This is a genomic window from Pseudomonas sp. Irchel s3a12, from assembly GCF_900187485.1.
GTDB lineage: Bacteria > Pseudomonadota > Gammaproteobacteria > Pseudomonadales > Pseudomonadaceae > Aquipseudomonas > Aquipseudomonas neuropathica.
The window spans coordinates 234,826-260,618 of record NZ_FYDN01000010.1; the positions used below are offsets into that span (position 1 = coordinate 234,826).

Here is a 25,793-nt window from a genome sequence, read left to right on the forward strand (position 1 = left end):
GGCTCTGGTATCCTCGCCAGCATGACTAAATCACTCCCCCTCAGCCTGATCGCAGCCCTCGGTGAAAACCGCGTGATCGGCGTCGACAACAGCATGCCCTGGCACCTGCCGGGGGACTTCAAATACTTCAAGGCTACGACCTTGGGCAAGCCGATCATCATGGGTCGCAAGACCTGGGATTCGCTCGGCCGACCATTGCCTGGACGCTTGAACATCGTGGTCAGCCGTCAGGCCAATCTGGTGCTCGAAGGTGCGGAAGTTTATCCGTCGCTGGAAGCAGCCGTGGTTCGCGCCGAAGAATGGGCGAAGGAGCAGGGCGTCGATGAGCTGATGCTGATCGGTGGTGCGCAGTTGTATGCGCAAGGGCTGGCGCAGGCGGATCGTCTGTATCTGACTCGCGTGGCGTTGAGCCCGGAGGGTGATGCGTGGTTTCCGGAGTTTGATTTGAACCAGTGGAAACTGGTGTCGAACGTTGAAAACCCGGCGGTTGAAGATAAACCCGCATACAACTTCGAAGTCTGGGAAAAGGCTTAAAAGCATCGCTGGCAAGCCAGCTCCCACAGGTCTTGAGGTGTTCACAAAATCTGTGTTCACCACAAAACATTGTGGGAGCTGGCTTGCCAGCGATAGCGGTCCTTCAGGCGCTAATCAGGCCTGAGCTAGCTCCGCATGCTCATCAGCATCCAGCAGTTCTTTATCGGTCTGCTGCATCACCTGACTGGTAATCGCCCCAGCGGTAATCGAACCACTCACGTTCAGCGCCGTGCGCCCCATATCAATCAGTGGCTCAACCGAAATCAGCAACGCCACCAGCGAAACCGGCAAGCCCATCGCCGGCAGCACGATCAGCGCCGCGAACGTCGCGCCGCCACCGACACCGGCCACACCCGCCGAACTCAACGTTACAATCGCCACCAGCGTCGCGATCCACAGCGGATCCAGCGGGTTGATGCCAACGGTCGGCGCAACCATCACCGCCAACATCGCCGGGTACAAGCCCGCGCAACCGTTCTGGCCGATGGTCGCACCGAACGATGCGGCAAAACTCGCCACCGATTGCGGAATCCCCAGACGCCGGGTCTGCGCTTCAATGCTCAGCGGAATGCTCGCCGCGCTGGAGCGGCTGGTGAACGCGAACGTCAGCACCGGCCAGATCTTGCGGAAGAAACGCAGCGGGTTGATCCCGGCCGCCGATACCAGCAAACCGTGCACGACAAACATCAGGCCCAGACCGAGGTACGAGACTACGACGAAACTGCCGAGTTTGATGATGTCTTGCAGGTTGGAACCGGCGACGACTTTGGTCATCAGCGCCAGCACGCCGTACGGGGTCAGTTTCATCACCAGACGCACCAGACGCATCACCCAGGCTTGCAGGGTGTCGATGGCATTGATCACTTTCTGACCTTTCTCGACGTCATCCTTGAGCAGTTGCAGCGCTGCGACCCCGAGGAACGCGGCGAAAATCACCACGCTGATGATCGAGGTCGGCTTGGCCCGCGCCAGGTCGGCAAACGGGTTTTGCGGGATGAACGACAGCAGCAGTTGCGGCACATTCAGGTCGGCGACCTTGCCGGCGTAGTCGGTCTGAATGGTTTGCAGACGGGCCATTTCCTGAGTGCCAGCGACCAGACCTTCAGCGGTAAGGCCGAACAGGTTGGTCAGGCCGATGCCGATCAGCGCCGCAATCGCGGTGGTGAACAGCAGGGTACCGATGGTCAGGAAGCTGATCTTGCCCAGCGACGAGGCGTTGTGCAGACGCGCCACGGCGCTGAGGATCGAGGCGAACACCAGCGGGATGACGATCATTTGCAGCAACTGCACGTAGCCGTTGCCGACCAGATCGAACCAGCCGATCGAGGCTTTCAGCACCGGGTTACCGGCACCGTAAACGGTGTGCAGAGCTACGCCGAACGCCACGCCGAGCACCAGTGCGAGCAGGACTTTTTTCGCCAGACTCCACGTGGTGTGGCGGGTTTGCGCCAGACCGAAGAGCAGGGCGAGGAACACCAGCAGGTTGAGAATCAACGGTAGATTCATGAGATCTCCAGGAAAGACTGTGCCAACAGCCTTCCGGGGCTGCTGCGAACCGGCAAGCCTAACAGCTTGATTTGCAATGATTTAATACCGAAATCTTAGGGCGTCCGTCGTTTTTGGAATAAGCCCGTGTCGCTCTCGGCAATGCATCTGGCGCAAACAGGGACGCGGGCGGTCGCTGACAGACGAGTACTGTCACACATATTTGTTAGCGTCGATTTCTTTGAATCAGGGAGAAGAGGCTTATGAAGTTCGCACCGAAATTTCTGGCTGTCGCACTGGCTGTGGGCATGGGTCTGGCCACTCAGGCGTTCGCCACCGACCTGAAACACTGGCCGGCCGATCAGGCCAAAGCGCTGGATGCGATGATCGCCGCCAATGCCAACAAAGGTAACTACGCGGTGTTCGACATGGACAACACCAGTTACCGCTACGATCTCGAAGAGTCGTTGCTGCCGTTCATGGAAAACAAGGGCCTGATCACCCGCGACAAACTCGACCCTTCCCTGAAACTGATGCCGTTCAAGGACACCGCCGACCACAAGGAAAGCCTGTTCAGTTACTACTACCGCCTCTGCGAAGTCGACGACATGGTCTGCTACCCGTGGGTGGCGCAGGTGTTCTCCGGTTTCACCCTCAAGGAACTCAAAGGCTACGTCGATGAGCTGATGGCTTCGGGCAAGCCGGTGCCAGCGACTTATTACGAAGGCGATGTGGTCAAGAAACTCGACGTCAATCCGCCGAAGATCTTCACCGGCCAGCAAGAGCTGTACAACAAGCTGATGGAGAACGGCATTGAGGTCTACGTGATGACCGCCGCCTCTGAAGAGCTGGTGCGCATGGTCGCGGCGGATCCGAAGTATGGCTACAACGTCAAACCGCAAAACGTCATCGGCGTGACCACCCTGCTGAAGAACCGCGAGACCAACGAACTGACCACTGCACGCAAGCAGATCACCGCCGGCAAATATGACGAGAAGGCCAACCTTGGCCTCGAACTGACCCCGTATCTGTGGACCCCGGCAACGTGGATGGCCGGCAAGCACGCGGCGATCCTCACTTACATCGACGAGTGGAAAAAACCGGTATTGGTCGGTGGCGATACGCCGACCAGCGACGGTTACATGCTGTTTCACGATGTCGATGTGGCCAAGGGCGGGATTCACTTGTGGGTCAACCGCAAGGACAAGTACATGACGCAAATCAACGGCATGATGGCCAAGCATGCGGCGGCGCAGGCGAAAGAAGGGTTGCCGGTGACGGCGGACAAGAACTGGGTGATCGTTAAGCCAGAAGAGATTCAGTAAGCCACACCGATCCAATGTGGGAGCGAGCCTGCTCGCGAAAGCGTAGTGTTAGTTGATCGTTCCCATGCTCTGCGTGGGAATGCAGCCCGTGACGCTCCGCGTCACTGGACGCTCCGCGTCCCTTGAGACATTCCCACGCAGAGCGTGGGAACGATCAAAAAATGCCCCGCACTTGGCGGGGCATTTTTGTTGCCGCGATTTGACGCTTACAGCCCGTCGAGCATCGCTTTGTTACGCACAGCACCCTTGTCGGCACTGGTCGCCAGCAGGGCGTAGGCCTTGAGAGCGGTGGTCACTTTGCGTGGACGGATCTCGACCGGTTTCCAGCCTTTCTTGTCCTGCTCGGCGCGGCGTGCAGCCAGTTCTTCGTCGCTGACCAACAGGTTGATCGAGCGGTTCGGAATGTCGATCAGCACCTTGTCGCCGTCCTGTACCAGGCCGATCGCGCCGCCGGCTGCTGCTTCTGGCGAAGCGTGGCCGATGGACAGACCCGACGTGCCGCCGGAGAAACGACCGTCGGTGAGCAGTGCGCAGGCTTTGCCCAGGCCTTTGGATTTCAGGTACGACGTCGGGTAGAGCATTTCCTGCATGCCCGGGCCGCCTTTCGGGCCTTCGTAGCGAATGATGACGATGTCGCCTGCCTTCACTTCGTCCGCGAGGATGCCGCGTACGGCGCTGTCCTGGCTTTCAAAGATCTTCGCGTTGCCTTCGAAGACGTGGATCGACTCATCGACACCGGCAGTTTTCACCACACAGCCGTCGAGGGCGATGTTGCCGTACAGCACGGCCAGGCCACCTTCTTGCGAATAGGCGTGCTCGAAGCTGCGGATGCAGCCGTTCTCACGGTCGTCATCGAGGGTTTCCCAACGGGTCGACTGGCTGAACGCCGTCTGTGTCGGAATACCGGCAGGGCCGGCCTTGAAGAAGTGGTGCACGGCTTCATCGTCGGTCTGGGTGATGTCCCACTTGGCGATGGCTTCTTCCATGCTGCGGCTGTGCACAGTCGGCAGGTCGGTGTGCAGCAGACCACCACGGGCCAGCGAACCGAGGATGCTGAAGATACCGCCAGCGCGGTGCACGTCTTCCATGTGGTACTTCTGGATGTTCGGCGCCACTTTGCACAGTTGCGGAACGCTGCGCGAGAGACGGTCGATGTCGCGCAGGTCGAAATCGATCTCGGCTTCCTGAGCGGCAGCGAGCAAGTGCAGGATGGTATTGGTCGAACCGCCCATGGCGATGTCGAGCATCATCGCGTTCTCGAACGCCTTGAAGTTGGCGATGTTGCGCGGCAATACCGACTCATCGTTCTCGCCGTAGTAGCGTTTGCACAGCTCGACGATGGTGCGGCCGGCCTGCAGGAACAGTTGTTCGCGGTCGCTGTGGGTGGCGAGGGTCGAACCGTTGCCGGGCAATGCCAGACCCAGTGCTTCGGTCAGGCAGTTCATCGAGTTGGCGGTGAACATGCCGGAGCACGAACCGCAGGTCGGACAGGCGCTGCGCTCGTACTCAGCGACTTTCTCGTCAGAAGCGCTGGCGTCGGCGGCGATCACCATGGCATCGACAAGGTCGAGGCCGTGGGAAGCGAGTTTGGTCTTGCCGGCTTCCATCGGGCCGCCGGAAACGAAGATCACCGGAATGTTCAGGCGCAAGGCAGCCATCAGCATGCCCGGGGTGATCTTGTCGCAGTTGGAGATGCAGACGATGGCGTCGGCGCAGTGGGCGTTGACCATGTACTCGACGGAGTCGGCGATGATTTCGCGACTCGGCAGCGAATACAGCATGCCGTCGTGGCCCATGGCGATGCCGTCATCCACGGCGATGGTGTTGAATTCCTTGGCCACGCCACCGGCGCGTTCGATTTCACGGGCGACCAGTTGACCGAGGTCCTTCAGGTGCACGTGGCCCGGTACGAACTGGGTAAATGAGTTGGCAATGGCGATGATCGGCTTTTTGAAGTCGTCATCTTTCATCCCCGTGGCGCGCCACAGTGCGCGGGCACCGGCCATGTTGCGGCCGTGGGTGGATGTTTTCGAGCGGTAATCTGGCATGGAGCACTCCGGGCGGCTAATCAGGTATCAAAGGGGAGTGAGCTTCTATTGACGTCTGGAACACTCAGAAATGGCCGTGTGTCCGTGAAGTTGCCGATGACGTTGCGGGATCGCCGCTGGTCTCAGCCTGAGCTCATAAACCCGCCGGGGGATGAATGGCGATGAATCAGCCGATTCTACACCGCTGGCGTCTGGAGGGAATGGCGCAAAGCGTTGTTCCAGTGCAGACGGCGTGTATGGGATGACGACTGGCGGGTTTAATCACCGCCGGTCTGCGCCATGACGTTGCCTTCAAGGTTTTTCGCGCGACGGCTGAGCCGGTTGTTGAGCACCAGCGCGATCGCGCTCAGCAGGACAAAGCTGTAGCCCAGCGTCAATTGCAGATTGGCCGGACTGAGGCTGATCAATGCGCTGATCAGGCCGCCACAAATAAAGATGATCGTACTGCCCGCCGAGGCCGATGTGCCGGCGTTTTCAGGAAACAGGCCCATGGCCCGAGAGGTAGCGGCGGGGCGGGCAATGGTGGTGCCAGCGGTGCAAATCAGCATCGGGATCAACACCGTGGCCGGTGCCAACACATGATTGGCTGCCAGGTACAGCATTGCCAGTCCCGACAGCAGTATCAGGCTCAGCCCGGTGAAGATTTGCTGAACCGGCGTGATGCGTCGATTGAGTACCGCGGCGATGATCCCGCCGACAACATACGCCGCACCGTAAACCAGCAGGATCAGCGAAAAGTCGTAAGGCGCGAGTTGCAGTTGGTCCATGAAAATCAGCGGCGAAATCACGATGAACGAGAAGTGGCAGGCGAAGGCAAACGCCGAAATCAGCCAGTAGCCGACAAACTCGAAGTCGCCCAACACGCGTCGGTAGGATTGAAAGAAGCCGGTCGGCGAACCACCTGAGGCCGGACGGCTGCTCGGTAAAAACAGCCAGGCCTTGATCAGCACCATGGCGGACAGTGCGCAAAAGACCCAGAAGCTGCCGCGCCAACCAAGTGTCGCCTGGAGAAAAGTCCCGGCCAGCGGCGATACCGAAATGAATATCCCGGTCGCCGTGACCATCAGGATCCGTAACCGGTCGCGCTCTTCACCTTCGAACAGATCCTGCACCAATGCCTGCGACAGCACGAAACATCCACAGCCCAAGGCCTGCATCACCCGAAATACCAGGAATAGCGTGTAATCGGAGGTCATCACGCAACCGAACGCACCCAGCATCGATACGCTCATGCCGGCGAGTAACAGGCCCTTGCGCCCGATCACGTCCGAGAGGGGGCCGATCAAGAGCTGGGCAAACGCGATCCCCACGGCGAACAGGCTGATGGACAGTGCGATGTCTGCCGGTGAACGGAGAAAGTGCGTCGCCATTGCCGGGAAGGAGGGCAGCAGCACGTCCAGTGGAAACACACCCAGCAGCACCATGGCCAGCAATAGGCTGACAGCGGCGCGGCGCTGCCTTGTGGTTGCCACGGATTGTCCTTTATCCATCGATCAGTCCTGCCTTGGCGAAAAGTTTCTGGTTATGGGGAAGTGCGAAAAAACCGGCCTTGCGTAGTGCGTCCAGCGTTGCGATGGCGCCTGATCGTGCACGGGCCCGGTTGGCTTGCACCGTTGCCATGCCGCCGACGATTTGTTTCACGTCACTGTCGGCGATGCCTGCCCCTCGCAGGCTCTGTTGCAGCCAACGTTCGTCGGCCTCGAAAAAAATCCCGATGATCTCCAGCAGTGTCCGGCTCACAAACGCACGCTGGCGGCTGTTCATCGACAGCCAGAAATAATGGAACACCTCGCTGAAGTAGCGGCTGTGGCGGGCTTCGTCAGTCAGGTGGTCGCGCAGCATGTCGTTGACGCTGGACACCAGGCTGTCGCGGCAGACGTCCAGCAGCTCGCGGGCAATGATGGTTTCCGAGACGAAGCCGAGCAGAAACCATGCCAGTGGCCGATTGTTTTCCGGGGTGCGGGCGATCAGTGCGTTGAGGCGGCTGATACGCTTCGGAATCGTCGGACGTCCGGTGAACCCGTAGAACGCGGCGATCTGTTCGGCGAGACGATTGGAGAACAGCGCGTGATAACCCTCGTCGGTGTAGAGCTGCAGCGCGGCGTGCTTCATCGGCAGAGGCACGTAAAGGGGCAGTTCCCGGTGCACGATGACTTCCACTGCACGATTGACGATGCGGTGTTCAAGCAAGGTGGTGTAATCGAGAAAATGCACCAGATGGTTGGCTGCCAGTCGATGCTGTACGTCGCACCCCGCCGCTTGGATGGCCGGATGTGCCAGATAAGGCAGAAATGCCGGCGGGAACCAGTGGCGGGTTTGCAGTTGCAGCGGCACATCGTCGGGCAATTGATAGTCATGGGTACTGCTGCGCACCGAGGCCCGGCTTTCCCAGTCTCCCAAGGTAAATTTGAGCGCCCAGGACACCGGCGCTTGATCAGGGTCGGCCATCGACAGGGTCATGCCTGTCCCTCGCGCAACAGCTCGCGCATTTCGTGGCACATCACTTGCCCGTCGCTTTGTCCACAGCCAACAAAGAACAGCGGTTGTTCAGCGCTGCCCTCGAGATTGAGCAGTGCTTCGACCTGCTGGTCGGCAAATGCGCCGGTCAGCCAGGTGTTGAGACCCAGTGCCGTGGCGACCAGTTGAAAGGTTTGCGACAAGTGGCCCGCTTCAACGAAGGCCATGCGATAGGCCCGCGAGTGTTCGTACTTCCACCAGAGCCGGTCAAAACGGGCGGTGATGAACAATCCCAGCGGCAGGTTGTTGATGAAGTGCTGACCGCCGAGCAATTGGCCCAGCGCTGGTTGAGGCAGCGGATTGATCCGGCTCAGGGTGTGGTCGGCCGGATGATAGGCATAGATGCCCGGTTCCAGGCCATCGACGTTCTGCACCAGGAGGAAGCCTTCGCAAGCGTTCAGGCCCCCCGCGGAAGGACTGCTTCGCCGTGCGCTTAGTCCTTGGGCGATGCTGTCGTCGCGATCATTGTCTCGTTCATGGAGATAACCGAGGGAAAGGTAAAGCAGGGTGCCGACGTCCTTCAGCGTTATCGCTGCACCTGTATAGGAACGGCAGGTTTTGCGCTGGAGCAGAACATTTCCCAAACTGTCGTTGTTCAAAGCGCACGGCGCAGGCAGGGCGATACGCTGTTCGGGTGCAGGCGTCGGGCGGTCTGTAGCAGGCTGTGGGGTGGCCAGTACTTCGTTGCAGTGCGCCAGATATTGCCTGGACCACTCGTGAATATTCTGTGGGGTATGTTCGCAGGGAATATTTTGTGTGCCGATGTGATAAATCTTCGACAGCTCATCCCAGCCCCATGGCGGATTGTCTATTTTTGAAACGGTAAGAATGTCTGCGCTCAATAGTTGTGTGTCTATTATGTTGTGCGCGTCGAACAGTTGAGGGTTGTTGATTAGTTGCGCAAGGCGAGTTGCATAGTTCAGGTCAAGCTCGTGTTGTGTATGGTTTTTGTAATTCCATACAACTTGTCCGGTCGGGCGCGGCAATATAAACAAGTAAGGATTGATGTGCATATTAATCGTTTCACTCTGGAAGAAGTCAAAAGGACGCTGGGTTGCCGGCACTCCCCAGCGTCCTGACTTACTTAGCGGGCTTTAGGGGCAACCAGAAAAGCCAGGTTTGCGATTTTTTTACTTTCCAGAGAAATACTTTTCATGATGTGAACTCCTTGTTCATTGATAGTTGAAGTCACCTCGTGGTGACAACTTCATAATAGTTTGTAATGGATGATTGGCAAGGGGATATTAGGTAGGAAATTTCCAGTAATTTTGTCGGAGCAATCTTTAGCTGGAAATAAACTTGTAGGGTAAGTTTCAGTAATTAAAAGGCGTAAGGAAATGTCCTGCATGTCTGCGGGAATATAATTGTAGGAAGTCCAGGGAGATAGCGAAGGGAAGGGCGATGCCAGAAACCAAAACAGGGAGCCTGCTGGCTCCCCGTTATCCGCAAAAAATCAGCTGTTGGGCAGCAGGCGGCAGGTGATGCTCTTGATGTAGCGCGTTTCGGCGATGGCAGGGTGCACCGGGTGATCCGGACCCTGGCCGCCCCGCTCGAGCAACTGGATGTTGCGATCCAGGTGACGGGCGCTGGTCAGCAGGATGTTCTGCAGGTCATCTTCCGGCAGGTGCATCGAGCACGACGCGCTGACCAGGATGCCGTCCTTGTTGAGCAGGCGCATGGCTTGCTCGTTCAGGCGACGGTAGGCGCCTTCGCCGTTTTTCATGTCTTTCTTGCGTTTGATGAACGCTGGCGGGTCGGCCACGATCACGTCGAAGCGCTCTTCGCTGGCTTTCAGCTCTTTCAAGGCTTCGAAGACGTCGCCTTCGATGCAGGTCATCTTGTCGGCGAAACCGTTCAGCGCGGCATTGCGCTCAACGCCGTCGAGGGCGAAAGCCGAGGCGTCGACGCAGAACACTTCGCTGGCGCCGAACGCAGCAGCCTGCACGCCCCAGCCACCGATGTAGCTATAGAGGTCGAGGACGCGTTTGCCTTTGGCGTAAGGGGCCAGGCGTGCACGGTTCATGCGGTGGTCGTAGAACCAGCCGGTTTTCTGACCCTGAATGACCGGGGCTTCGAACTTCACGCCGTTCTCTTCCAGCGCCACCCACTCCGGCACCAGGCCGAACACGGTTTCGACGTAGCGGTTGAGGCCTTCGGCATCACGGGCTGCGGAGTCGTTCTTGAACAGGATGCCGCTTGGCTTGAGCACTTGGGTCAGGGCCGCGATCACGTCATCTTTGTGCGCTTCCATGGTCGCCGAGGCGATCTGCACCACAAGAATGTCACCGAAACGGTCAACGACCAGGCCTGGCAACAGGTCGGAGTCGCCGTAGACCAGACGGTAGAACGGTTTGTCGAACAGGCGCTCGCGCAGTGACAGGGCCACGTTCAGACGGTGCACCAGCAGCGATTTGTCCAGCGCAACTTTAATATCGCGCGACAGCAGGCGGGCGCAGATCAGGTTGTTCGGGCTCATCGCCACGATGCCCAACGGCTTGCCGCCAGCGGCTTCGAGGATGGCCTGGTCGCCGGCATTGAAGCCGTGCAGCGGGGTGGCGGCTACATCGATTTCGTTGCTGTAGACCCACAGGTGACCGGCGCGCAGGCGACGGTCGGCGTTGGCTTTGAGGCGCAAGCTAGGCAGGGACATGACGTCGCTCCGGAAAAAAGAGCGGGAGTATAGCGTGTTGCGACTTGTGCCGGGTTTGATGAGCGATGAAACGCTGATGGCCTCTTCGCGAGCAGGCCCGCTCCCACAGGGGATTTGTGACTGACACAAGATCAATGCGGGAGCGACGATTCGACTTGCTTGCGAAGGCAGTTGTGAATGCTACGCAGACAGTGCGTTGATCAACTCCTTGCTGAACGCCGGAATATCATCCGGCTGACGGCTGCTGATCAGGTGACCATCCTTGACCACTTCTTTATCGACCCAGTTGGCCCCGGCATTCACCAGGTCATCCTTGAGTGTCTTGTAGCTGGTCATGGTCTTGCCGTTGACCAGCCCGGCGGAAATCAGCAGCCATCCGCCATGGCAGATCACCGCAATCGGTTTGCCGGCAGAGGCGCCGGTCTTGACCAGATGCTGGGCATCCTGATCGATGCGGATGGTATCGGAGTTCTGTACGCCGCCCGGCAGGACGATCGCGTCGTACTGCTCGCTGCTGGCACCCTGGAAGGTCTGGTCGACCTTGAAGTCATCCGCCGGTTTATCGTGGTTCCAGCCTCTGACCTTGCCGGCCTCGGCGGAAAGGATGTCGACTTGCGCGCCGGCTTGCTCCAGTGCCTGCTTGGGACCGGTCAGTTCGACCTGTTCGAAACCGTCTGTTACCAAAATGGCGACGCGTTTGCCGTTGAGGGAAGTGGCCATCGATAAGCTCCTGAGTCTGTGGGAGTTTGCCGCCGCAATGGGCCGGTGTGACCCGTTGGGCATTACAGATTCCGAAGCCTGGGCGTTAATGAAAGTTCCTGACAATTGCCCACTGGTGTGTCGTCTCGCGGTTTTTAGAGGTTAGAATCGCCGCCTGTCCCAGAGTGTGTACTTATGTCCCAAGAGCTGACCACCGAACAGATTCAACAATCGCTGCAAGGCATCAGCGTGCCGGCGCAACCGCAGATCATGGTGGATCTGCAAATGGAGCAGTACATGCCCGACCCGGACCTGGAGGTGATCGCCAAGCTGATCGCTCAGGATCCCGGTCTGTCCGGCTCGCTGCTGAAAATCGTCAACTCGCCGTATTACGGTCTGAGCAACAAGATCACCTCGATCCAGCGCGCGGTGAACCTGCTGGGTAGCCGCTCGATCATCAACCTGATCAACGCGCAGTCGATCAAGGGCGAGATGAACGACGACACCATCGTCACCCTCAACCGTTTCTGGGACACTGCCCAGGATGTGGCCATGACCTGCCTGACGCTGGCCAAGCGTATCGGCACTCAGGCCGGCGATGAGGCGTATGCCTTGGGTCTGTTCCACGATTGCGGCGTGCCGTTGATGCTGCAACGGTTCCCCAATTACATGACGGTTCTGGAAAAGGCTTATGCCAACGCTAGCGCCGAATGTCGCGTAGTGGACACGGAAAACAGCGAGTTCAATACCAACCATGCAGTGGTCGGCTACTACACCGCCAAGTCCTGGCGCCTGCCGGAGCATGTCAGCGCGGCGATCGCCAACCACCACAATGCCCTGGCGATCTTCAGCGATGAGTCGTCGCGCAACAGTCAGCTGAAAAACCTGCTGGCGATCCTGAAGATGGCCGAGCACATTTGTGCGTCTTACCGCGTGCTGGGCAACCAGACAGAAGATTCCGAATGGAACGCCGTCGGCCCGCTGGTACTCGATTATGTAGGACTGTCGGATTACGACTTCGAAACTCTCAAACAAACAATCCGCGACCTCGGCGCGCATTGATCCGAGAACGCCATGCCTGAACTGCCAGAAGTCGAAACCACCCGTCGCGGGATTGCCCCGCACCTGGAAGGCCAGCGCGTCAGTCGGGTGATCGTGCGTGACCGGCGGTTGCGCTGGCCGATCCCCGAAGACCTCGATGTGCGCCTGTCGGGGCAGCGCATTGTGCTGGTCGAGCGTCGCGCCAAGTATCTGCTGATCAACGCCGAAGTCGGCACGCTGATCAGCCACTTGGGCATGTCGGGTAATTTGCGTCTGGTTGAAGCCGGATTGCCGGCGCTTAAGCACGAACACGTCGATATCGAGCTGGAGTCGGGGCTGGCGCTGCGCTACACCGATCCGCGCCGGTTCGGCGCGATGTTGTGGAGCAACGACCCGCTCAATCATGAACTGCTGATTCGCTTGGGGCCTGAGCCACTGACCGATCTGTTCGATGGCGAGCGCTTGTTTCAGCTATCACGCGGGCGGTCGATGGCGGTCAAGCCGTTCATCATGGACAACGCAGTGGTGGTCGGGGTCGGCAATATCTACGCGACCGAAGCGCTGTTCGCCGCCGGGATCGATCCGCGCCGCGAGGCCGGAGGCATTTCCCGGGGGCGCTATCTGAAGCTGGCGATCGAGATCAAACGCATTCTGGCCGCTGCCATCGAGCGCGGAGGTACGACGCTGCGCGATTTCATTGGCGGCGACGGCCAACCGGGGTATTTCCAGCAGGAACTGTTTGTCTACGGCCGTGGCGGTGAACACTGCAAGGTCTGCGGTACCGGTTTGCGTGAGGTGAAGCTCGGCCAGCGTGCCAGTGTGTTCTGCCCGCGCTGCCAGACCTGAGGCAACAGGCTGAAAAAGTCCTACGGTCTATAGTGAGTGGTCTCACTGTTTAGCCCGAAGGATCGTGCCATGAAATCCTTGCAAACCCTCGTTATTACGCTGCTGCTGTGTTCCAGTCTGGCGGTTCAGGCCACGGAAAACGGCAGCGGCGATCCGCGTTACACCATCCAGAATCCACCGGCCTACGCGATGATCGGCGACTTGCTGATTGCCCGACCTTTATTGGTGGTGGCGACGGTGATCGGTGCGGGGGCGTTCGTCGTGTCGTTGCCGTTTACCGCACTGGGCGGCGGGGTGGGCGATGCCGGGCAGGCGCTGGTAGTTGATCCGGCTAAAGCCGCTTTTGTGCGGTGCCTGGGGTGTATCGGGGAGGGTTTTGAGCAGCGCGAGTAAGCTGATCAGGGATTTGCGGAGCAGCTAATGGCCCTTTCGCGAGCAGGCTCGCTCCCACAGGGGATTTGTGAGCGACGCAAATCCAATGTGGGAGCGAGCCTGCTCGCGAAGAGGCCCGAAAGATCGCTATAAAACTATCGAATCAGGCCTTGCCGGTAATCTTGCGGTATTTCTCCATCAACTGTTCTTCAGTCTCCGGATGCGCCTCGTCCAGCGGAATGCAATCCACCGGACAGACCTGCTGGCATTGTGGTTCGTCGTAGTGGCCGACGCACTGGGTGCACAGGTTCGGGTCGATCACGTAGATCTCTTCGCCTTGGGAGATGGCGGCGTTCGGGCACTCGGGTTCGCAGACGTCGCAGTTGATGCAATCGTCGGTGATGATCAGGGACATGCTAACTCCAGCCGGGGCGGCAGGCCCGGGCGCTATAAATCAATGCGCGCAATTGTGCCGCATTGGCGAGCGCAGTGCACGCGGCTGCGATCAAGGGCACGAGACTGCAATCTTTTAAAAGCAAAAGATCACAGCCTTCGGCAGCTCCTACTTCTTGAAGCGTAGGGTCAACGCATCAGCCACGGCCGGGTGGACGAACTTGCTGATATCGCCGCCCAGCGCGGCAATTTCCCGCACCAGCGTCGAGGAAATGAACGAATAACGCTCGGACGGCGTGAGAAACAGGCTCTCCACATCCGGGGCCAACTGACGGTTCATGTTGGCCAGCTGGAATTCGTATTCGAAGTCCGACACCGCACGCAGACCGCGCAGGAACACGTTGGCGTTCTGCTCTTTGGCGAAATGCGCCAGCAGTGTCGAGAAACCGACCACTTCCACGTTCGGCAGGTGTTTGGTCACTTCGCGAGCCAGTTCTACCCGTTGTTCCAGCGGGAACAGCGGGTTTTTCTTCGGGCTGGCAGCGACTGCAATAATCACGTGGTCGAACAGGCGCGAGGCGCGTTCGACCAGATCGCCATGGCCCTTGGTAATAGGGTCGAAGGTACCTGGGTACAACACTCGGTTCATCGCGTCGTCCTGGCGGGAGTCCGTTGGGGAGTCGGATGGTATCGCAGCCGTCCCGGTCGGCCAAGTCGCCTGTTGGGTAAGAAAGCACTATAGACGAGGCAATTAATTGGTTTTTTCACGGATTTCTCAGCCGATCGGCGAGGGAAGTCGCCAGTTGCGCGGTCAGGCCATACACCGATAGCTGCGGGTTGGCGCCGATGCTGGTAGGGAACAGCGAGCCGTCGTGAATCGACAGATTAGCCAGTTGATGATGCCGGCCGAGACTGTCGGTGACTGCGCTTTTCGGCTCTTCGCCCATCGCGCAACCGCCCATGACATGCGCGCTGCCCAGACGCGTGCGGTACAGCTCAAGGCTCAAACCATCGATCAGCGTGCGGGCCTCGGCCAGGGTTTTCACGTAACGGGCGTCGGCGTGCATCGGCATCACCGCATTTGCACCGCCGGCAAACTGGATTTCGGCCATGACGTGAAAGGCCCGGCGCAGGCCTTCCCAGGCGTAAGGTGAAACCTGATAGTCGAGCACCGGCGAACCATCGCCACGCAACTCGACGGTGCCGCCCGTGCTGTCCGGGTGAAAACCGTCACGCAGCAAGGCCAGCATGGCGTGGGTGTGCGGCAGGTCTGCCATATGTTGCGCGCTCTCTGCGCCAAAACCGCCGAGCAAGGTGGCAGCCAAGGCCGGGTGCAACGGCGGCACTTCGAGTTTGAAGGCCATCGGCCCGCTGGTGCCGTCCTTCCACTGGAAATGGTCGGAGTAGATCGACTGCGGTGCCCCGTAAAACGGGTTGATGACTTCGTCGAAGCGCGCTGCGGACATGTTCACCGGGTGCAGGAAGGTACGTTTTCCCAGGGTTTTATGTGGGTCCGCAGCATCCGAACGCAGCAGCAGCGCCGGGCTGTTGATGCCGCCGCCGGCCAGCACGTAATGCCGCGCCTTGACCGTGATTTTGCGTCCGGTCGGCGCGACGCAACGTTCGTCCATCGCCACGCATTGCAGGCCAGTGACCTTGTCGCCGTTGATCAGCAGCTTCTCCGCGCGGGCCAGATAAAGCAGTTCGCCGCCCATTTCCAATGTCGCCGGAATGGTCGTGACCATCATCGATTGTTTGGCATTGGTCGGACAGCCCATGCCGCAATAGCCGAGGTTCCAGCAGCCGCGCACGTTACGTGGGATCACGTGCCAGCTATAGCCCAGTTGCTCGCAGCCTTTACGGATCACGTCGTTGTTGGCATTGGGTGGCACCATCCACGGGGCGACGCCGAGGCGCTGCTCCATTTTCTCGAACCACGGCGCCATCTCGGCAGGGCTGTGACCTTTGACGTTGTGTTCCTTGGCCCAGTGCTCGAGGGTCGGCTCCGGGGTGCGAAAGCTCGAGGTCCAGTTGATCAGCGTTGTGCCGCCGACAGCGCGGCCCTGAAGAATGGTGATCGCGCCGTCCTTGCTCATGCGCCCGATGCCTTCCTGATAAAGGCTGCTGTAGGCCTTGTCTTCGAGCATTTTGAAGTCGGAGCTGGTTTTCAGCGGGCCTTCTTCGATCAGCAGCACTTTGTAGCCGGCGGCGCTGAGGATTTCTGCCGTGGTGCCGCCACCGGCGCCGCTGCCGATGATAGCGACGTCGGCTTCAAGGGTGAGGTCGTCGGTCAGTTGTGCGCCGTTGTAGGTTTTCCAGCCTCGGGCGAGGCCTTCGCGGAACGGGTCGGGTACGGGCATCGATCAGGTTCTCTTTATTATTTTTGGATGCGGCGGTGTGGCGGCCGCCCCCTGTGGGAGCGAGCCTGCTCGCGAAGGGAGGACACGGTTTCAGACGCTAGGCGGCCCTGGATAACCGCAATGCGCCCACGACTCCGCGCGGGTATACCAGGCCATCATCACCATCTGCTGCAACGAGCTATGCCCCATGCGCAGTAGGTTCAGCGAACTGTTTTCCCAGCGATCAAGGAAATGCCGCATGGCCTCGGCACTGGCGTTCTCCCAACTGCCCCAGATCCCGGTGAGTGGTCCGCGCGTCACGGCCATGCCGAGTACATCGAACAGTTGTCGTGTGAGCTTGAGCATTTCCGGCGACAGGTGGTCGAGGCTGTAGTCCAGCGACTTGAGCGTGCCATCAACCGCGCTCGGCATCCTCTCGGCTGCCACGGCGCCGTCGAGCATCACCGGAATCAGCGCGCGCAGAAACAGCAGGTCGCCGTCACGCAACGACACAAAACCGTTCGCCGCGACGCTCGATGAACAGCCACTGAGGCTGGCGCCGAGTCCGGCGGTGGCGAGAAACGCCGTGGCGCCGAGGCTGAATTTCAGCAGGCCACGGCGCGACAGTGCAGGTGTTTCGGTCAGGCTTGGGTGCATTGTTTTTATTACCCGGCGGTGACGAAGGTTTAGCGAATGAACAGCTTCTGGATCAGTTTCTGAATCGATTTGCCGTAGGGCGGATAAATTAGCCTGGCCGCGTTGAAGCGCTGTTTAATCAACACGCCTTTGGCTTTGCTGAAGGTCAGGAAGCCTTCGTGACCGTGGTAGTGGCCCATGCCCGAAGCGCCGATGCCACCGAACGGCATATCGTCCTGAGCCACATGCAGCAACGTGTCGTTCAGGCACACGCCGCCGGAATGGGTTTCGTGCAGCACCCGGTTCTGTTCGCGTTTGTCGTAGCCAAAGTAGTAAAGAGCCAGAGGACGTGGCCGCTGATTGATGTAAGCAAATGCCTGCTCCAGGTCCTGATACGGCACGATCGGCAGCAGCGGGCCGAAGATTTCGTCCTGCATCACCGTCATCTCATCGCTGACATTCAGCAGCACACTGTGCGGCATGCGTCGGCCCTGGCCCTGCTCGAACAGCGGAATCAACAGCGCGCCCTTGCTGGTGGCGTCGCTTACATAGCCGTTGAGCCGCGCCAGTTGGCGTTCGTTGATGATCGCCGTGTAGTCCGGATTGTCGGTGAGTGTCGGGTAAAAACCCTGCACCGCCTGGCGATAGGCTTCGACAAAAGCACCGACCCGGTCTTCCGGCACCAGCACGTAATCCGGGGCAACGCAGGTCTGGCCGGCGTTGAGGGTTTTGCCGAAGGCGATGCGCTCGGCGGCATCCTTGAGCGGTACGTCGCGGGAGACGATGGCCGGCGATTTGCCGCCCAGTTCCAGGGTGACCGGGGTGAGGTTTTCGGCGGCGGCGCGCATCACGTGTTTGCCGATGCTGGTGGCGCCGGTAAACAGCAAGTGGTCGAAGCGCAAGCGCGAGAACGCCACGCCGATGTCGGCTTCACCGAGCACCACGCAGACCAGGTCTTCGGGGAAAATTCGCGCCAGCAACTCTTTCATCAGCAAGCCGGTGGCGGGGGTTGATTCACTGAGTTTGAGCATCACCCGGTTACCCGCCGCTAAGGCGCCGACCAGTGGGCCGACGGCCAGATACAACGGGTAGTTCCACGGCACGATGACGCCGACCACGCCCAATGGTTGATAGACCACTTTCGCCGAGGCCGGCTGGAACGCCACACCAACCTTGCGCCGCGAGGCTTTCATCCAGCCCTTGAGGTGGCGGCTGGCGTAATGAATGCCGTGCAGGCTCGGCATCAGTTCGGCGAGCAAGGTCTCGTCGGCACTGCGATGGCTGAAATCGGAGCTGATCGCCTCGATCAAGGCCTTACGCTCGTTGCTGAGCAAATCACTCAGGGCCTTGAGCCATTGCTGGCGCTGGGCGGCGGGCGGCATCGGAGTGGCGGCATACGCAGCCCGCTGCGCCTCGAACAACCGGTCCAGTTCGGCCAGCGGTTGTTGCAGCGTTTGCAGGTAAGCAACGTCGGCAGTCATGGTCTGCTCCGGATTTATTGTAGTAATGAACTTTTTAGAGTCTATGCTCTAGAAAGTCAAATGACTTCCTTGCACGGCAGTGTTTTATCCATTTCCGGTTAGGTCGTAAGATGCTCCCCAACGCACTCTGAATTAAAGCTCAAGCCATGGCCCCACGAATAAAAACCAGCGAGCGTATCGTGCTGAACAGCCTTGAACTGTTCAATCAGCAGGGCGAGCGCAGCATCAGCACCAATCATATTGCCGCCCACATGGAGATTTCTCCGGGCAACCTGTACTACCACTTCCCCAACAAGCAGGCGATCATCGCCGTGTTGTTCAGTGAGTACGAAAGCCTCGTGGACAGCTTTCTGCGCCCGCCGCAGGGGCGCGCGGCGACGGTCGAGGACAAGCGTTTCTATCTCAAGGAATTGCTCTCGGCGATGTGGCGCTACCGCTTTCTGCACCGCGATCTGGAGCATCTGCTCGATAGCGATCCGGAACTGGCCGCCCGCTATCGGCGCTTTTCCCAGCGCTGCGTGATTCAAGGCGCGGCGATTTACGAAGGTTTTGTTGCCGCCGGGATCCTTGATATGGATCGCGTGCAAATCGAATCCCTGACCCTCAATGCCTGGATCATCCTGACGTCCTGGGTGCGCTTCCTGTGCACCACCCGCGAAAACTCCAACCACCTCAGTGAGCAAGCCATTAAACGTGGCGTGTATCAGGTGCTGGTGCTGGAAGCCGGGTTTGTCACCGAGCAGGCGCGTGACGAGGTCAATGCGTTGTTCGAGGAGTTCTACGTGCCGCTGGCCCAGGCCCTCGAAGACGTGAAATAAACCGTTCTGTTGAAATCCCCCAGGAGCCTGTTATGCCGATTGCGCAACTGATCAGCCCCGAAGCACTGGATGCCCGCAAGGGGCAGCCAGGGCTGGTGATTCTCGATTGTCGTTTTGCCCTCGAAGACTCGGTCTACGGTCAGCGCAGCTATGCCGAGGGGCACATTGCCGGGGCGAGCTTTGCCGATCTTGAGCGTGACCTCAGCGGTAAAGTGGTCAAAGGCGTGACTGGCCGTCACCCGTTGCCCGAGCCGGCGGCGTTTATCGAGCGGCTGCAGGCTTGGGGCATCAACAACGACAGCGACGTGGTTTTGTACGACGACGGTCCCGGTGCCTACGCGGCGCGGGCGTGGTGGTTGCTGGCGTGGCTGGGTAAGCGCGATGGCGTGTTCATTCTCGATGGTGGGCTCAAGGCGTGGCATGCGGCGGGGCTGCCGCTGAGCCTGGATGCGCCGACGGATACCCGTGGCAATTTCATTGGCCAGCCGGACACCCGCCTGCTGCTCAGCGCCGAGCAACTGCAACAGCGGCTTGGTCAACCGGCGCTGACGTTGATCGATGCCCGGGCTTTGCCGCGTTTCAAAGGTGAGGTCGAGCCGATTGATCCGGTTGCCGGGCATATTCCCGGTGCGCAATGCGCGGTGTTCACCGACAACCTCTGCAGCGATGGGCGATTCCTGCCGGCGGATCAACTCAAGCAGCGTTTTGCCGCCAAGATCGGTGAGCGTTCGCCAGCGGATCTGGTTGCGTATTGCGGATCCGGCGTGACGGCGTGTCACAACCTGTTTGCGTTGTGTCTGGCGGGTTATCCGTTGGCGGCGTTGTACGCCGGGTCGTGGAGTGAGTGGATCAACGAACCGGCTCGCGGCATCGCCACCGGCGAATAAGATCAAAAGATCGCAGCCTTCGGCAGCTCCTACATTGGAATGCATTTCCCTGTAGGAGCTGCCGAAGGCTGCGATCTTTTAGCTTTCCATCCGGGCGCTGCGGTACGCGGCGGGGCCGACGCCATAAGCCTGCTTGAACTGCCGGCTCAAATGGCTCTGATCGGCAAATCCCAGTTGCGTGGCGACTTCCACCGGCAAGCAGCCGTGTTGCAGAAGTGCGCGAGCCTGGGCGATGCGTTGCTGCATCAGCCAGGTGTGCGGCGGCATGCCGGTGGCGCGACGGAATACTCGGGCGAAATGGAAGGGCGACAGATTCACCGCCGCTGCGAGCTCTTCCAGCGATGGCGGCGCCGCCAGTTGCGCGTGCAGCAGTTCTTTGCCCAACCGCACCGCGCGGTGTTCTTTACCCGCTCGACCGGGCACCGGCACTGCCGCATGGCGCTGCAACAGCCGCAACATCATCTCGCGCCACACCGTCTGCTGTTGCAACGCGGTGGTCGGGCTTTCGAGCAAGCGGTGCAACTGCGCAAAGCCGTTGACCAGATCCGCATCGCGATACAACGTGGCGCCGAACGCCGGCAGGTTGCTGGTGGACAGCTCCAGCTCATCCAGCAGCGAAACGATTTGCGCGGTATCGGGATAAAACGCCCGGTACAGCCAGCCGTCCTCGGTGCCCTTGTGCCCGGTGTGCAGCTCGTCCGGATTGATCAGTACCAGCGTGCCGCTGCCCGCCAGGTGCTCGGCGCCGCGATAGCGATAACGCTGGGCGCCGGCCATGATCATGCCGATCACATAGCCGTCATGCACATGCGGGGCGAAGCGATGCTCGATGTAGCGCGCCGACAGCAACTCGACCCCGGCCAGCGGCGCGGTTTGCCAGAAGCGGATCGACTCGCCCTGATCGCTCATGCGGGCACGCGCGCCAGCCACTGCGGGATGCGTCGTTCCAGATAGTAGCCGGGCTGACGCAGCGAGCCGTCGACAAAGCCGACATGCCCACCACGCGCCTGCAGTTCGAAAGCGGTCGACGGCGACAGCTCATTGACCTGCGGCAAACTGTGGGGGAACACGAACGGATCGTCCGCCGCCTGAATGATCAGGGTCTGCGTGCGGATCTCGCCGAGGAAATAGCGGCTTGAGGCGCGACGATAGTAATCCTCGGCATCCTCGAACCCGTGCAACGGCGCGGTTACCCGGCCATCGAAATCCCAAAAGGTGCGCATGTTTTCCAGCGAGCCGAGGGCGGCCAGCGCGGCGAGTCCTTCTTCACGCCCGTCGTGTTGAAACTGCCGCTGCTTGTTCTTGATGTAGGCGACCATCTCGCGCATGAAGTGCGCCTGATAGACCTTGGAAAATCCCTGGCCGATGCGGTCGGCGCATTGATCGAGGCGAAACGGCACTGATACCGCTACGGCGCCGAGCACGCCGCTGGCGCTGCCGGTTTCCCCGAGGTGTTTGAGCAGCACGTTGCCGCCCAGGGAGTAGCCGACGGCATACAGCGGTGCCAGCGGTCGTTTGGCACGCAGATGTCTGATGGTTTCGGCGAGGTCTTCGCTGGCGCCGGAGTGATAGCTGCGCGGCAGCAAATTCGGTTCGCCAGAGCAGCCGCGCCAGTTCAACGCAACACTGGCCCAGCCTTGATCAGCCAGTGACTTCTGGATGCCCGCTACATAAGGCGAATTGGAGGACCCGGTCAGACCGTGCAATACCAGCACCAGTGGTGCATCGGCGGTGTGCGGGCCGTGCCAGTCGAGATCGAGAAAGTCGCCATCCTCAAGCCACAGGCGTTCGCGTTCACGCTCGATATGTACGGTTTTGCGCCACAGCGGCCCCCACAAGGTTTGCAGGTGCGGATTGCCGAGGCCGAAGGCGGGGTTGAAGCGTTCTGAAGAGGTGGACACGATGGTTCTCGATGCAGAGCGGCGACCCTGTTGGAAGGGGCGCCGCTTATTCAGACCGGTCGGTTAACCGGCGATCTCTGCCGTACGTTGCCACAGCGCGTAGTAAACCCGGCCGGATTTCTGCTCGCGATGCAGGCGCCAGTTGCCCGGCAGGCCCAGCGTCGATGGCGCCGTTTCGCTTTCAGTGTAGATCCACGAGTCCGGCGCCAGCCACTGGCGCTCTTCGAGCAAGGTGCAGACGGCAGGCAGCAGGTTCTGGTTGAACGGCGGGTCGAGGAATACCAGGTCGAACGGAGTTGCGGTCTGGGTTTCCAGATAACGCAGGGCGTCGGCGGTCTGTACCTGGCCGTTGGTGCAGCGCAGGGTGCCGAGGTGTTCTTTCAGGCTGGACACGGCAATGTTGCTGGCATCCAGCGCCTGACCCATGGCCGCGCCACGGGACAGCGCTTCGAGAAACAGCGCACCACTGCCGGCGAACGGATCAAGCACCTTGGCCCCTTCAACGTACGGTGCGAGCCAGTTGAACAAGGTTTCACGCACGCGATCCGGCGTCGGGCGCAGGCCCGGTGCGTCGGGGAAGCTCAGCTTGCGGCTGCGCCATTGGCCGCCAATGATGCGCAACTGGTTCACACCGTTGTGGACGTTTTGCGCAGGTTTTTTAGGCGATCGGGTAGCCATTAGTGCTCCGGAACCCCGAGCGGTTGCTCGGCAGGTTTATCAGATGGGGCCGGTAACGGCTTTTGCGGCACGGTCGGGCCAGCGGTGACGATGACCATTTTGTCCGTGCTCAGGTGTTTGTTCAGGGCGTCGCGGACTTGTTCCACGGTCAGGCTTTGCGACTGACGCATGAAGTCGTCCAGATAGCTCAGCGGCAGATTATAGAAGCCCATCGCGCCGAGTTGGCCGACGATATCGGCGTTGCTCGCGGTGGACAGCGGGAAACTGCCGGCCAGTTCGCGTTTGGCGTCGTCGAGTTCCTTCTGCGTCGGCCCGGTTTTCAGGTAATCGGCAAGCACGTCCTGCACCAGTTTCAGGGTGCCTTCGCTCATTTCCGCGCGGGTCTGCAGGTTGATCATGAACGGGCCGCGTGCCTGCATCGGGCTGAAGGCCGAGTACACGCCGTAGGTCAGGCCACGTTTCTCACGCACTTCGCTCATCAGGCGCGTGCCGAAACCGCCGCCACCGAGGATCTGGTTGCCCATCGACAGCGCGGCGTAATCGGGGTCGTCACGGTCGATGCCCAGTTGCGCGAGCATCAGGTTGGTCTGCTTCGACGGGAACTCGATGTGGTTGATGCTGGCCTTCGGTTCCTGCGGCTGAGCGATTTTCGCCAGCGCTGGGCCTTTGGGCAGGGCAGATGAGACCTGATTGGCAATCGCCTCGGCATCCGCCCGCGACAGGTCGCCGACCAGCGCGATCACCACGTTGCCAGCGGCGTAGGCCTTGGCGTGGAACTCACGCAACTGCGCGAGGGTGATCTTCGGCACGCTCTGCGGGTTACCGTCACTCGAATACGCGTACGGGTGATCGCCGTACAAGCGCTTCATCAGCTCAAGGCTGGCGAGTTTGCCGGGGTTCTGTTTCTGGTATTCGAAACCGGCGAGCAGCTGGTTCTTGATGCGTGCGAAGGAGTCGGCCGGGAAGGTCGGTTTGCCGACCACCTCCGCGAACAGCTTCAGCGCCGGTTCACGCTTGTCGGTGGCACTCAAGCTGCGTAGAGAAGCCAGCGCCATGTCCTTGAAAGCACCGTTGCCGAAATCCGCACCGAGGCCTTCGAAGCCTTGCGCGATGGCGCCGACGTCTTTGCCGGCGACACCTTCGTTGAGCATCGCGTTGGTCAGCACTGCCAAGCCCGAAGCGCTGCCGTCCTGGCTGCTGCCAGCGGCGAAGATCAGGCGCATGTCGAACATCGGCAGCTCATGGGCTTCGACGAACAATACTTTGGCGCCTTCGGCGGTGTTCCAGGTTTGCACGTCGAGTTTGCGGCTGGCCGGGGCCTTGCCGTCGAGTTCGGTCAGTGATTGCAGCTTCTGGCTGGTCTTGGCGTTGTCGAGGGCTTCGCTGGCATTGCTGTCAGCGCCAGGCGACAGGTAGAGCGCGGCAGAGCCGATCACCGCCACGGCAATCAGGCCGAGTAGCAGGCGTGGGGATTTGCGCTTACTCATGAGTCGTCTCCAGTGGCAGGACGTGGGCGACGCTGAGACGTTCGCGGGTGAAATACAGCTTGGCGGCGTTCTGGATGTCTTGCGGGGTCACGCTTTCCAGATCGGCCAGTTCGGTGTCCATCAGTTTCCACGACAGACCGACGGTCTCGAGTTGACCGATGGCGGTGGCCTGACTGGTGATCGAGTCACGTTCGAAGACCAGACCGGCAATCACTTGTGCTCGCACGCGCTCCAGTTCTTCAGCGGACGGCGCGGTGGTTTTCAGCTGTTCCAGCAGTTTCCACAGACCGGCCTCGGCTTGCGCGATAGTCTTTTTCTTCTGGGTGTTCGGGGTTGCCGACAGGGTGAACAGACTGTCGCCACGGGTATAGGCGTCGTAGCTCGACGAACCGCCGGAGACCAGCTCTTCGCCGCGCTCCAGTTGCGTCGGGATGCGCCCGCTGTAACCGCCGTCGAGCAACGCCGAGATCAGGCGCAAGGCGTTGACCGAGCGTTTGTCTTCAGCCGTGGCAATGCTTGGTACGTTGAAACCGAGCATCAGGCTAGGCAATTGCGTCTGCACGTGCAGGGTGATCTGGCGTTCGCCGGGTTCGGCCAGCTCCAGCGGTTTTTTCGCGGGCGGCACGTCGCGTTTGGCGATTGGGCCGAAGTAGCGTTGGGCGAGGGTTTTCACTTCGTCCGGGGTCACGTCGCCGACTACGACGAGTGTGGCGTTGTTCGGCACGTACCAGGATTGGTACCAGTGGCGCAGTTCTTCGACTTTCATGCGGTCGAGGTCGGCCATCCAGCCAATGGTTGGCGTGTGGTAGCCGCTGGCCGGGTAAGCCATGGCCTTGTAGCGCTCGTAGGCCTTGGACATCGGCTTGTCATCGGTGCGCAAGCGGCGCTCTTCCTTGATGACTTCGATCTCCTTGGCGAACTCGTCGGCCGGCAGGCGCAGATTGGCCATGCGGTCGGCTTCCAGTTCGAAGGCGACGCCCAGACGGTCGCGGGCCAGTACCTGGTAATAAGCGGTGAAATCGTCGCTGGTGAAGGCGTTCTCTTCGGCGCCGAGGTCACGCAGGATCAGCGAGGCTTCGCCGGGACCGACTTTTTCACTGCCCTTGAACATCATGTGCTCAAGCGCGTGGGACAGACCGGTCTGGCCCGGGGTTTCGTAGCTGGAGCCGACCTTGTACCAGACCTGCGACACCACCACCGGTGCGCGATGGTCTTCGCGCACGACGACCTTGAGGCCGTTGTCGAGGGTGAATTCGTGGGTCGGTTGCGGGTCGGCCGCCAGGGCCGAAAGGGGCAGGCAGACTGTGCTGAGCAGCAGGCCTGCAGCGCGGCGGGCTAGAGCATTCATTCGTTTTTTAACCTGTTGGGCTGCCCGCTTGGTCTTAGCGTCGGCGGGCGAGAGGGTGCTAGGATACTGATCCGTTTTACCGGCGACCACGCCTATCAGGTTTTCAGACCTGATCTGGCTGAATGGGTTTGCGGCAGAAAGCTACAGTTTATCGACTAAACTTCGCTTTTTCGCCGAATTTGCCGGTTTAGTCCTTCGTTTATACGATTCTTTGAGGTGCCGCTGGCGCCTCGACAAAATGTTGCGCGTGAACAAGCTGGATGAAACACAGTCTGTTCTGCATCGAATATTTATTTGCCGGGGCGCCC

The 25,793-nt window shown here is 60.1% G+C and carries 24 protein-coding genes; 7 read left to right on the forward strand and 17 right to left on the reverse strand.

Annotated elements, in window-relative coordinates; genetic code table 11:
* Positions 1–21: 21 nt before the first annotated feature.
* The gene (locus CKW14_RS18570) at positions 22–534 is read left to right on the forward strand and encodes a dihydrofolate reductase (protein WP_095049502.1); all 513 of its coding nucleotides are present in this window, start codon (positions 22–24) and stop codon (positions 532–534) included.
* 114 nt (positions 535–648) lie between these two features.
* On the opposite strand, the gene CKW14_RS18575 is transcribed toward CKW14_RS18570, so the two are convergent.
* Positions 649–2,040, reverse strand: a complete 1,392-nt coding sequence (locus tag CKW14_RS18575; RefSeq protein ID WP_095049438.1) for an L-cystine transporter — start codon at positions 2,038–2,040, stop codon at positions 649–651.
* A 242-nt stretch (positions 2,041–2,282) separates the two neighbouring features.
* Here CKW14_RS18575 and CKW14_RS18580 point away from each other — a divergent pair, with 242 nt between their 5' ends.
* The gene (locus CKW14_RS18580) at positions 2,283–3,344 is read left to right on the forward strand and encodes a phosphorylcholine phosphatase (protein ID WP_093429808.1); all 1,062 of its coding nucleotides are present in this window, start codon (positions 2,283–2,285) and stop codon (positions 3,342–3,344) included.
* Positions 3,345–3,550: 206 nt separating this feature from the next.
* On the opposite strand, the gene ilvD is transcribed toward CKW14_RS18580, so the two are convergent.
* The 6 genes from ilvD to CKW14_RS18610 form a co-directional block, all read right to left on the reverse strand.
* Entirely contained in the window at positions 3,551–5,392 is a 1,842-nt protein-coding gene (gene ilvD / locus CKW14_RS18585) for a dihydroxy-acid dehydratase (RefSeq protein ID WP_095049439.1), read from the reverse strand.
* Positions 5,393–5,649: 257 nt separating this feature from the next.
* On the reverse strand, positions 5,650–6,882 hold the full coding sequence (locus CKW14_RS18590; protein ID WP_093429810.1) for a multidrug effflux MFS transporter: 1,233 nt from the start codon (positions 6,880–6,882) through the stop codon (positions 5,650–5,652).
* Entirely contained in the window at positions 6,875–7,852 is a 978-nt protein-coding gene (locus CKW14_RS18595; protein ID WP_095049440.1) for a diiron oxygenase, read from the reverse strand. The genes CKW14_RS18590 and CKW14_RS18595 overlap by 8 nt, the downstream gene beginning before the upstream one ends.
* Positions 7,849–8,922 carry a SagB family peptide dehydrogenase gene (locus CKW14_RS18600; protein ID WP_095125835.1) on the reverse strand — a complete coding sequence of 358 codons (1,074 nt, stop codon included), beginning with the start codon at positions 8,920–8,922 and terminating at the stop codon, positions 7,849–7,851. The genes CKW14_RS18595 and CKW14_RS18600 overlap by 4 nt, the downstream gene beginning before the upstream one ends.
* Positions 8,923–9,362: 440 nt before the next feature.
* Positions 9,363–10,559 carry a class I SAM-dependent rRNA methyltransferase gene (locus CKW14_RS18605; RefSeq protein ID WP_093429813.1) on the reverse strand — a complete coding sequence of 399 codons (1,197 nt, stop codon included), beginning with the start codon at positions 10,557–10,559 and terminating at the stop codon, positions 9,363–9,365.
* Between the two features lie 180 nt (positions 10,560–10,739).
* Positions 10,740–11,279, reverse strand: coding sequence for a type 1 glutamine amidotransferase domain-containing protein (locus CKW14_RS18610; protein ID WP_095049442.1), 540 nt, complete (start codon positions 11,277–11,279; stop codon positions 10,740–10,742).
* A 228-nt stretch (positions 11,280–11,507) separates the two neighbouring features.
* Between CKW14_RS18610 and CKW14_RS18615 the strand changes: the two genes are divergently transcribed.
* The 3 genes from CKW14_RS18615 to CKW14_RS18625 all read left to right on the forward strand — a co-directional run bounded on the left by CKW14_RS18615 (position 11,508) and on the right by CKW14_RS18625 (position 13,538).
* A complete protein-coding gene (locus CKW14_RS18615) occupies positions 11,508–12,320 on the forward strand; it encodes an HDOD domain-containing protein (RefSeq protein ID WP_175559546.1) in 813 nt (270 codons plus the stop codon).
* 12 nt (positions 12,321–12,332) lie between these two features.
* Positions 12,333–13,145 carry a bifunctional DNA-formamidopyrimidine glycosylase/DNA-(apurinic or apyrimidinic site) lyase gene (gene mutM, locus CKW14_RS18620; protein ID WP_095125836.1) on the forward strand — a complete coding sequence of 271 codons (813 nt, stop codon included), beginning with the start codon at positions 12,333–12,335 and terminating at the stop codon, positions 13,143–13,145.
* Between the two features lie 69 nt (positions 13,146–13,214).
* Positions 13,215–13,538, forward strand: a complete 324-nt coding sequence (locus CKW14_RS18625; protein ID WP_095049443.1) for a multidrug transporter — start codon at positions 13,215–13,217, stop codon at positions 13,536–13,538.
* A 142-nt stretch (positions 13,539–13,680) separates the two neighbouring features.
* Here the strand turns inward: CKW14_RS18625 and CKW14_RS18630 are convergent, their stop codons facing one another.
* The 5 genes from CKW14_RS18630 to CKW14_RS18650 form a co-directional block, all read right to left on the reverse strand.
* Complete coding sequence (locus tag CKW14_RS18630; RefSeq protein WP_003195146.1) at positions 13,681–13,932, reverse strand: YfhL family 4Fe-4S dicluster ferredoxin; 252 nt, start codon at positions 13,930–13,932, stop codon at positions 13,681–13,683.
* 147 nt (positions 13,933–14,079) lie between these two features.
* Positions 14,080–14,559, reverse strand: coding sequence for a pantetheine-phosphate adenylyltransferase (gene coaD / locus CKW14_RS18635; RefSeq protein ID WP_003229157.1), 480 nt, complete (start codon positions 14,557–14,559; stop codon positions 14,080–14,082).
* 115 nt (positions 14,560–14,674) lie between these two features.
* Positions 14,675–16,270, reverse strand: coding sequence for a GMC family oxidoreductase (locus CKW14_RS18640; protein WP_095049444.1), 1,596 nt, complete (start codon positions 16,268–16,270; stop codon positions 14,675–14,677).
* A gap of 90 nt (positions 16,271–16,360) precedes the next feature.
* Positions 16,361–16,906: a twin-arginine translocation pathway signal protein gene (locus CKW14_RS18645; RefSeq protein WP_095049445.1), complete on the reverse strand. Its 546-nt coding sequence runs from the start codon at positions 16,904–16,906 to the stop codon at positions 16,361–16,363.
* Between the two features lie 29 nt (positions 16,907–16,935).
* Positions 16,936–18,366, reverse strand: a complete 1,431-nt coding sequence (locus CKW14_RS18650) for a coniferyl aldehyde dehydrogenase (protein WP_095125837.1) — start codon at positions 18,364–18,366, stop codon at positions 16,936–16,938.
* Positions 18,367–18,512: 146 nt separating this feature from the next.
* Here CKW14_RS18650 and CKW14_RS18655 point away from each other — a divergent pair, with 146 nt between their 5' ends.
* Both CKW14_RS18655 and CKW14_RS18660 read left to right on the forward strand, forming a co-directional pair.
* A complete protein-coding gene (locus CKW14_RS18655; RefSeq protein WP_007913599.1) occupies positions 18,513–19,184 on the forward strand; it encodes a TetR/AcrR family transcriptional regulator in 672 nt (223 codons plus the stop codon).
* 32 nt (positions 19,185–19,216) lie between these two features.
* Positions 19,217–20,071 (forward strand): sulfurtransferase, encoded by an 855-nt coding sequence (locus CKW14_RS18660; RefSeq protein WP_095125838.1) that lies wholly within the window; start codon positions 19,217–19,219, stop codon positions 20,069–20,071.
* 78 nt (positions 20,072–20,149) lie between these two features.
* Here the strand turns inward: CKW14_RS18660 and CKW14_RS18665 are convergent, their stop codons facing one another.
* From CKW14_RS18665 to CKW14_RS18685, 5 genes are all read right to left on the reverse strand, one after another.
* Entirely contained in the window at positions 20,150–20,980 is an 831-nt protein-coding gene (locus CKW14_RS18665; protein ID WP_095049503.1) for an AraC family transcriptional regulator, read from the reverse strand.
* The gene (locus CKW14_RS18670; RefSeq protein ID WP_095049448.1) at positions 20,977–21,972 is read right to left on the reverse strand and encodes a hydrolase; all 996 of its coding nucleotides are present in this window, start codon (positions 21,970–21,972) and stop codon (positions 20,977–20,979) included. The genes CKW14_RS18665 and CKW14_RS18670 overlap by 4 nt, the downstream gene beginning before the upstream one ends.
* Before the next feature lie 63 nt (positions 21,973–22,035).
* The gene (gene rsmD, locus CKW14_RS18675) at positions 22,036–22,650 is read right to left on the reverse strand and encodes a 16S rRNA (guanine(966)-N(2))-methyltransferase RsmD (RefSeq protein WP_038358861.1); all 615 of its coding nucleotides are present in this window, start codon (positions 22,648–22,650) and stop codon (positions 22,036–22,038) included.
* Entirely contained in the window at positions 22,650–24,137 is a 1,488-nt protein-coding gene (locus CKW14_RS18680) for a pitrilysin family protein (RefSeq protein WP_095125839.1), read from the reverse strand. Before CKW14_RS18680 ends, rsmD begins: the two co-directional genes overlap by 1 nt.
* Positions 24,130–25,485: a pitrilysin family protein gene (locus CKW14_RS18685; protein WP_007913612.1), complete on the reverse strand. Its 1,356-nt coding sequence runs from the start codon at positions 25,483–25,485 to the stop codon at positions 24,130–24,132. Before CKW14_RS18685 ends, CKW14_RS18680 begins: the two co-directional genes overlap by 8 nt.
* Between the last annotated feature and the right edge of the window lie 308 nt (positions 25,486–25,793).

Excerpts from the sequence above, each read along its gene's own strand:
- CKW14_RS18570 (WP_095049502.1), top strand. The coding sequence starts at position 22 with ATGACTAAATCACTCCCCCTCAGCCTGATCGCAGCCCTCGGTGAAAAC.
- CKW14_RS18575 (WP_095049438.1), bottom strand. The coding sequence starts at position 2,040 with ATGAATCTACCGTTGATTCTCAACCTGCTGGTGTTCCTCGCCCTGCTC.
- CKW14_RS18580 (WP_093429808.1), top strand. The coding sequence starts at position 2,283 with ATGAAGTTCGCACCGAAATTTCTGGCTGTCGCACTGGCTGTGGGCATG.
- ilvD (WP_095049439.1), bottom strand. The coding sequence starts at position 5,392 with ATGCCAGATTACCGCTCGAAAACATCCACCCACGGCCGCAACATGGCC.
- CKW14_RS18590 (WP_093429810.1), bottom strand. The coding sequence starts at position 6,882 with ATGGATAAAGGACAATCCGTGGCAACCACAAGGCAGCGCCGCGCCGCT.
- CKW14_RS18595 (WP_095049440.1), bottom strand. The coding sequence starts at position 7,852 with ATGACCCTGTCGATGGCCGACCCTGATCAAGCGCCGGTGTCCTGGGCG.
- CKW14_RS18600 (WP_095125835.1), bottom strand. The coding sequence starts at position 8,922 with ATGCACATCAATCCTTACTTGTTTATATTGCCGCGCCCGACCGGACAA.
- CKW14_RS18605 (WP_093429813.1), bottom strand. The coding sequence starts at position 10,559 with ATGTCCCTGCCTAGCTTGCGCCTCAAAGCCAACGCCGACCGTCGCCTG.
- CKW14_RS18610 (WP_095049442.1), bottom strand. The coding sequence starts at position 11,279 with ATGGCCACTTCCCTCAACGGCAAACGCGTCGCCATTTTGGTAACAGAC.
- mutM (WP_095125836.1), top strand. The coding sequence starts at position 12,333 with ATGCCTGAACTGCCAGAAGTCGAAACCACCCGTCGCGGGATTGCCCCG.
- CKW14_RS18625 (WP_095049443.1), top strand. The coding sequence starts at position 13,215 with ATGAAATCCTTGCAAACCCTCGTTATTACGCTGCTGCTGTGTTCCAGT.
- CKW14_RS18630 (WP_003195146.1), bottom strand. The coding sequence starts at position 13,932 with ATGTCCCTGATCATCACCGACGATTGCATCAACTGCGACGTCTGCGAA.
- coaD (WP_003229157.1), bottom strand. The coding sequence starts at position 14,559 with ATGAACCGAGTGTTGTACCCAGGTACCTTCGACCCTATTACCAAGGGC.
- CKW14_RS18640 (WP_095049444.1), bottom strand. The coding sequence starts at position 16,270 with ATGCCCGTACCCGACCCGTTCCGCGAAGGCCTCGCCCGAGGCTGGAAA.
- CKW14_RS18645 (WP_095049445.1), bottom strand. The coding sequence starts at position 16,906 with ATGCACCCAAGCCTGACCGAAACACCTGCACTGTCGCGCCGTGGCCTG.
- CKW14_RS18650 (WP_095125837.1), bottom strand. The coding sequence starts at position 18,366 with ATGACTGCCGACGTTGCTTACCTGCAAACGCTGCAACAACCGCTGGCC.
- CKW14_RS18655 (WP_007913599.1), top strand. The coding sequence starts at position 18,513 with ATGGCCCCACGAATAAAAACCAGCGAGCGTATCGTGCTGAACAGCCTT.
- CKW14_RS18660 (WP_095125838.1), top strand. The coding sequence starts at position 19,217 with ATGCCGATTGCGCAACTGATCAGCCCCGAAGCACTGGATGCCCGCAAG.
- CKW14_RS18665 (WP_095049503.1), bottom strand. The coding sequence starts at position 20,980 with ATGAGCGATCAGGGCGAGTCGATCCGCTTCTGGCAAACCGCGCCGCTG.
- rsmD (WP_038358861.1), bottom strand. The coding sequence starts at position 22,650 with ATGGCTACCCGATCGCCTAAAAAACCTGCGCAAAACGTCCACAACGGT.
- CKW14_RS18680 (WP_095125839.1), bottom strand. The coding sequence starts at position 24,137 with ATGAGTAAGCGCAAATCCCCACGCCTGCTACTCGGCCTGATTGCCGTG.
- CKW14_RS18685 (WP_007913612.1), bottom strand. The coding sequence starts at position 25,485 with ATGAATGCTCTAGCCCGCCGCGCTGCAGGCCTGCTGCTCAGCACAGTC.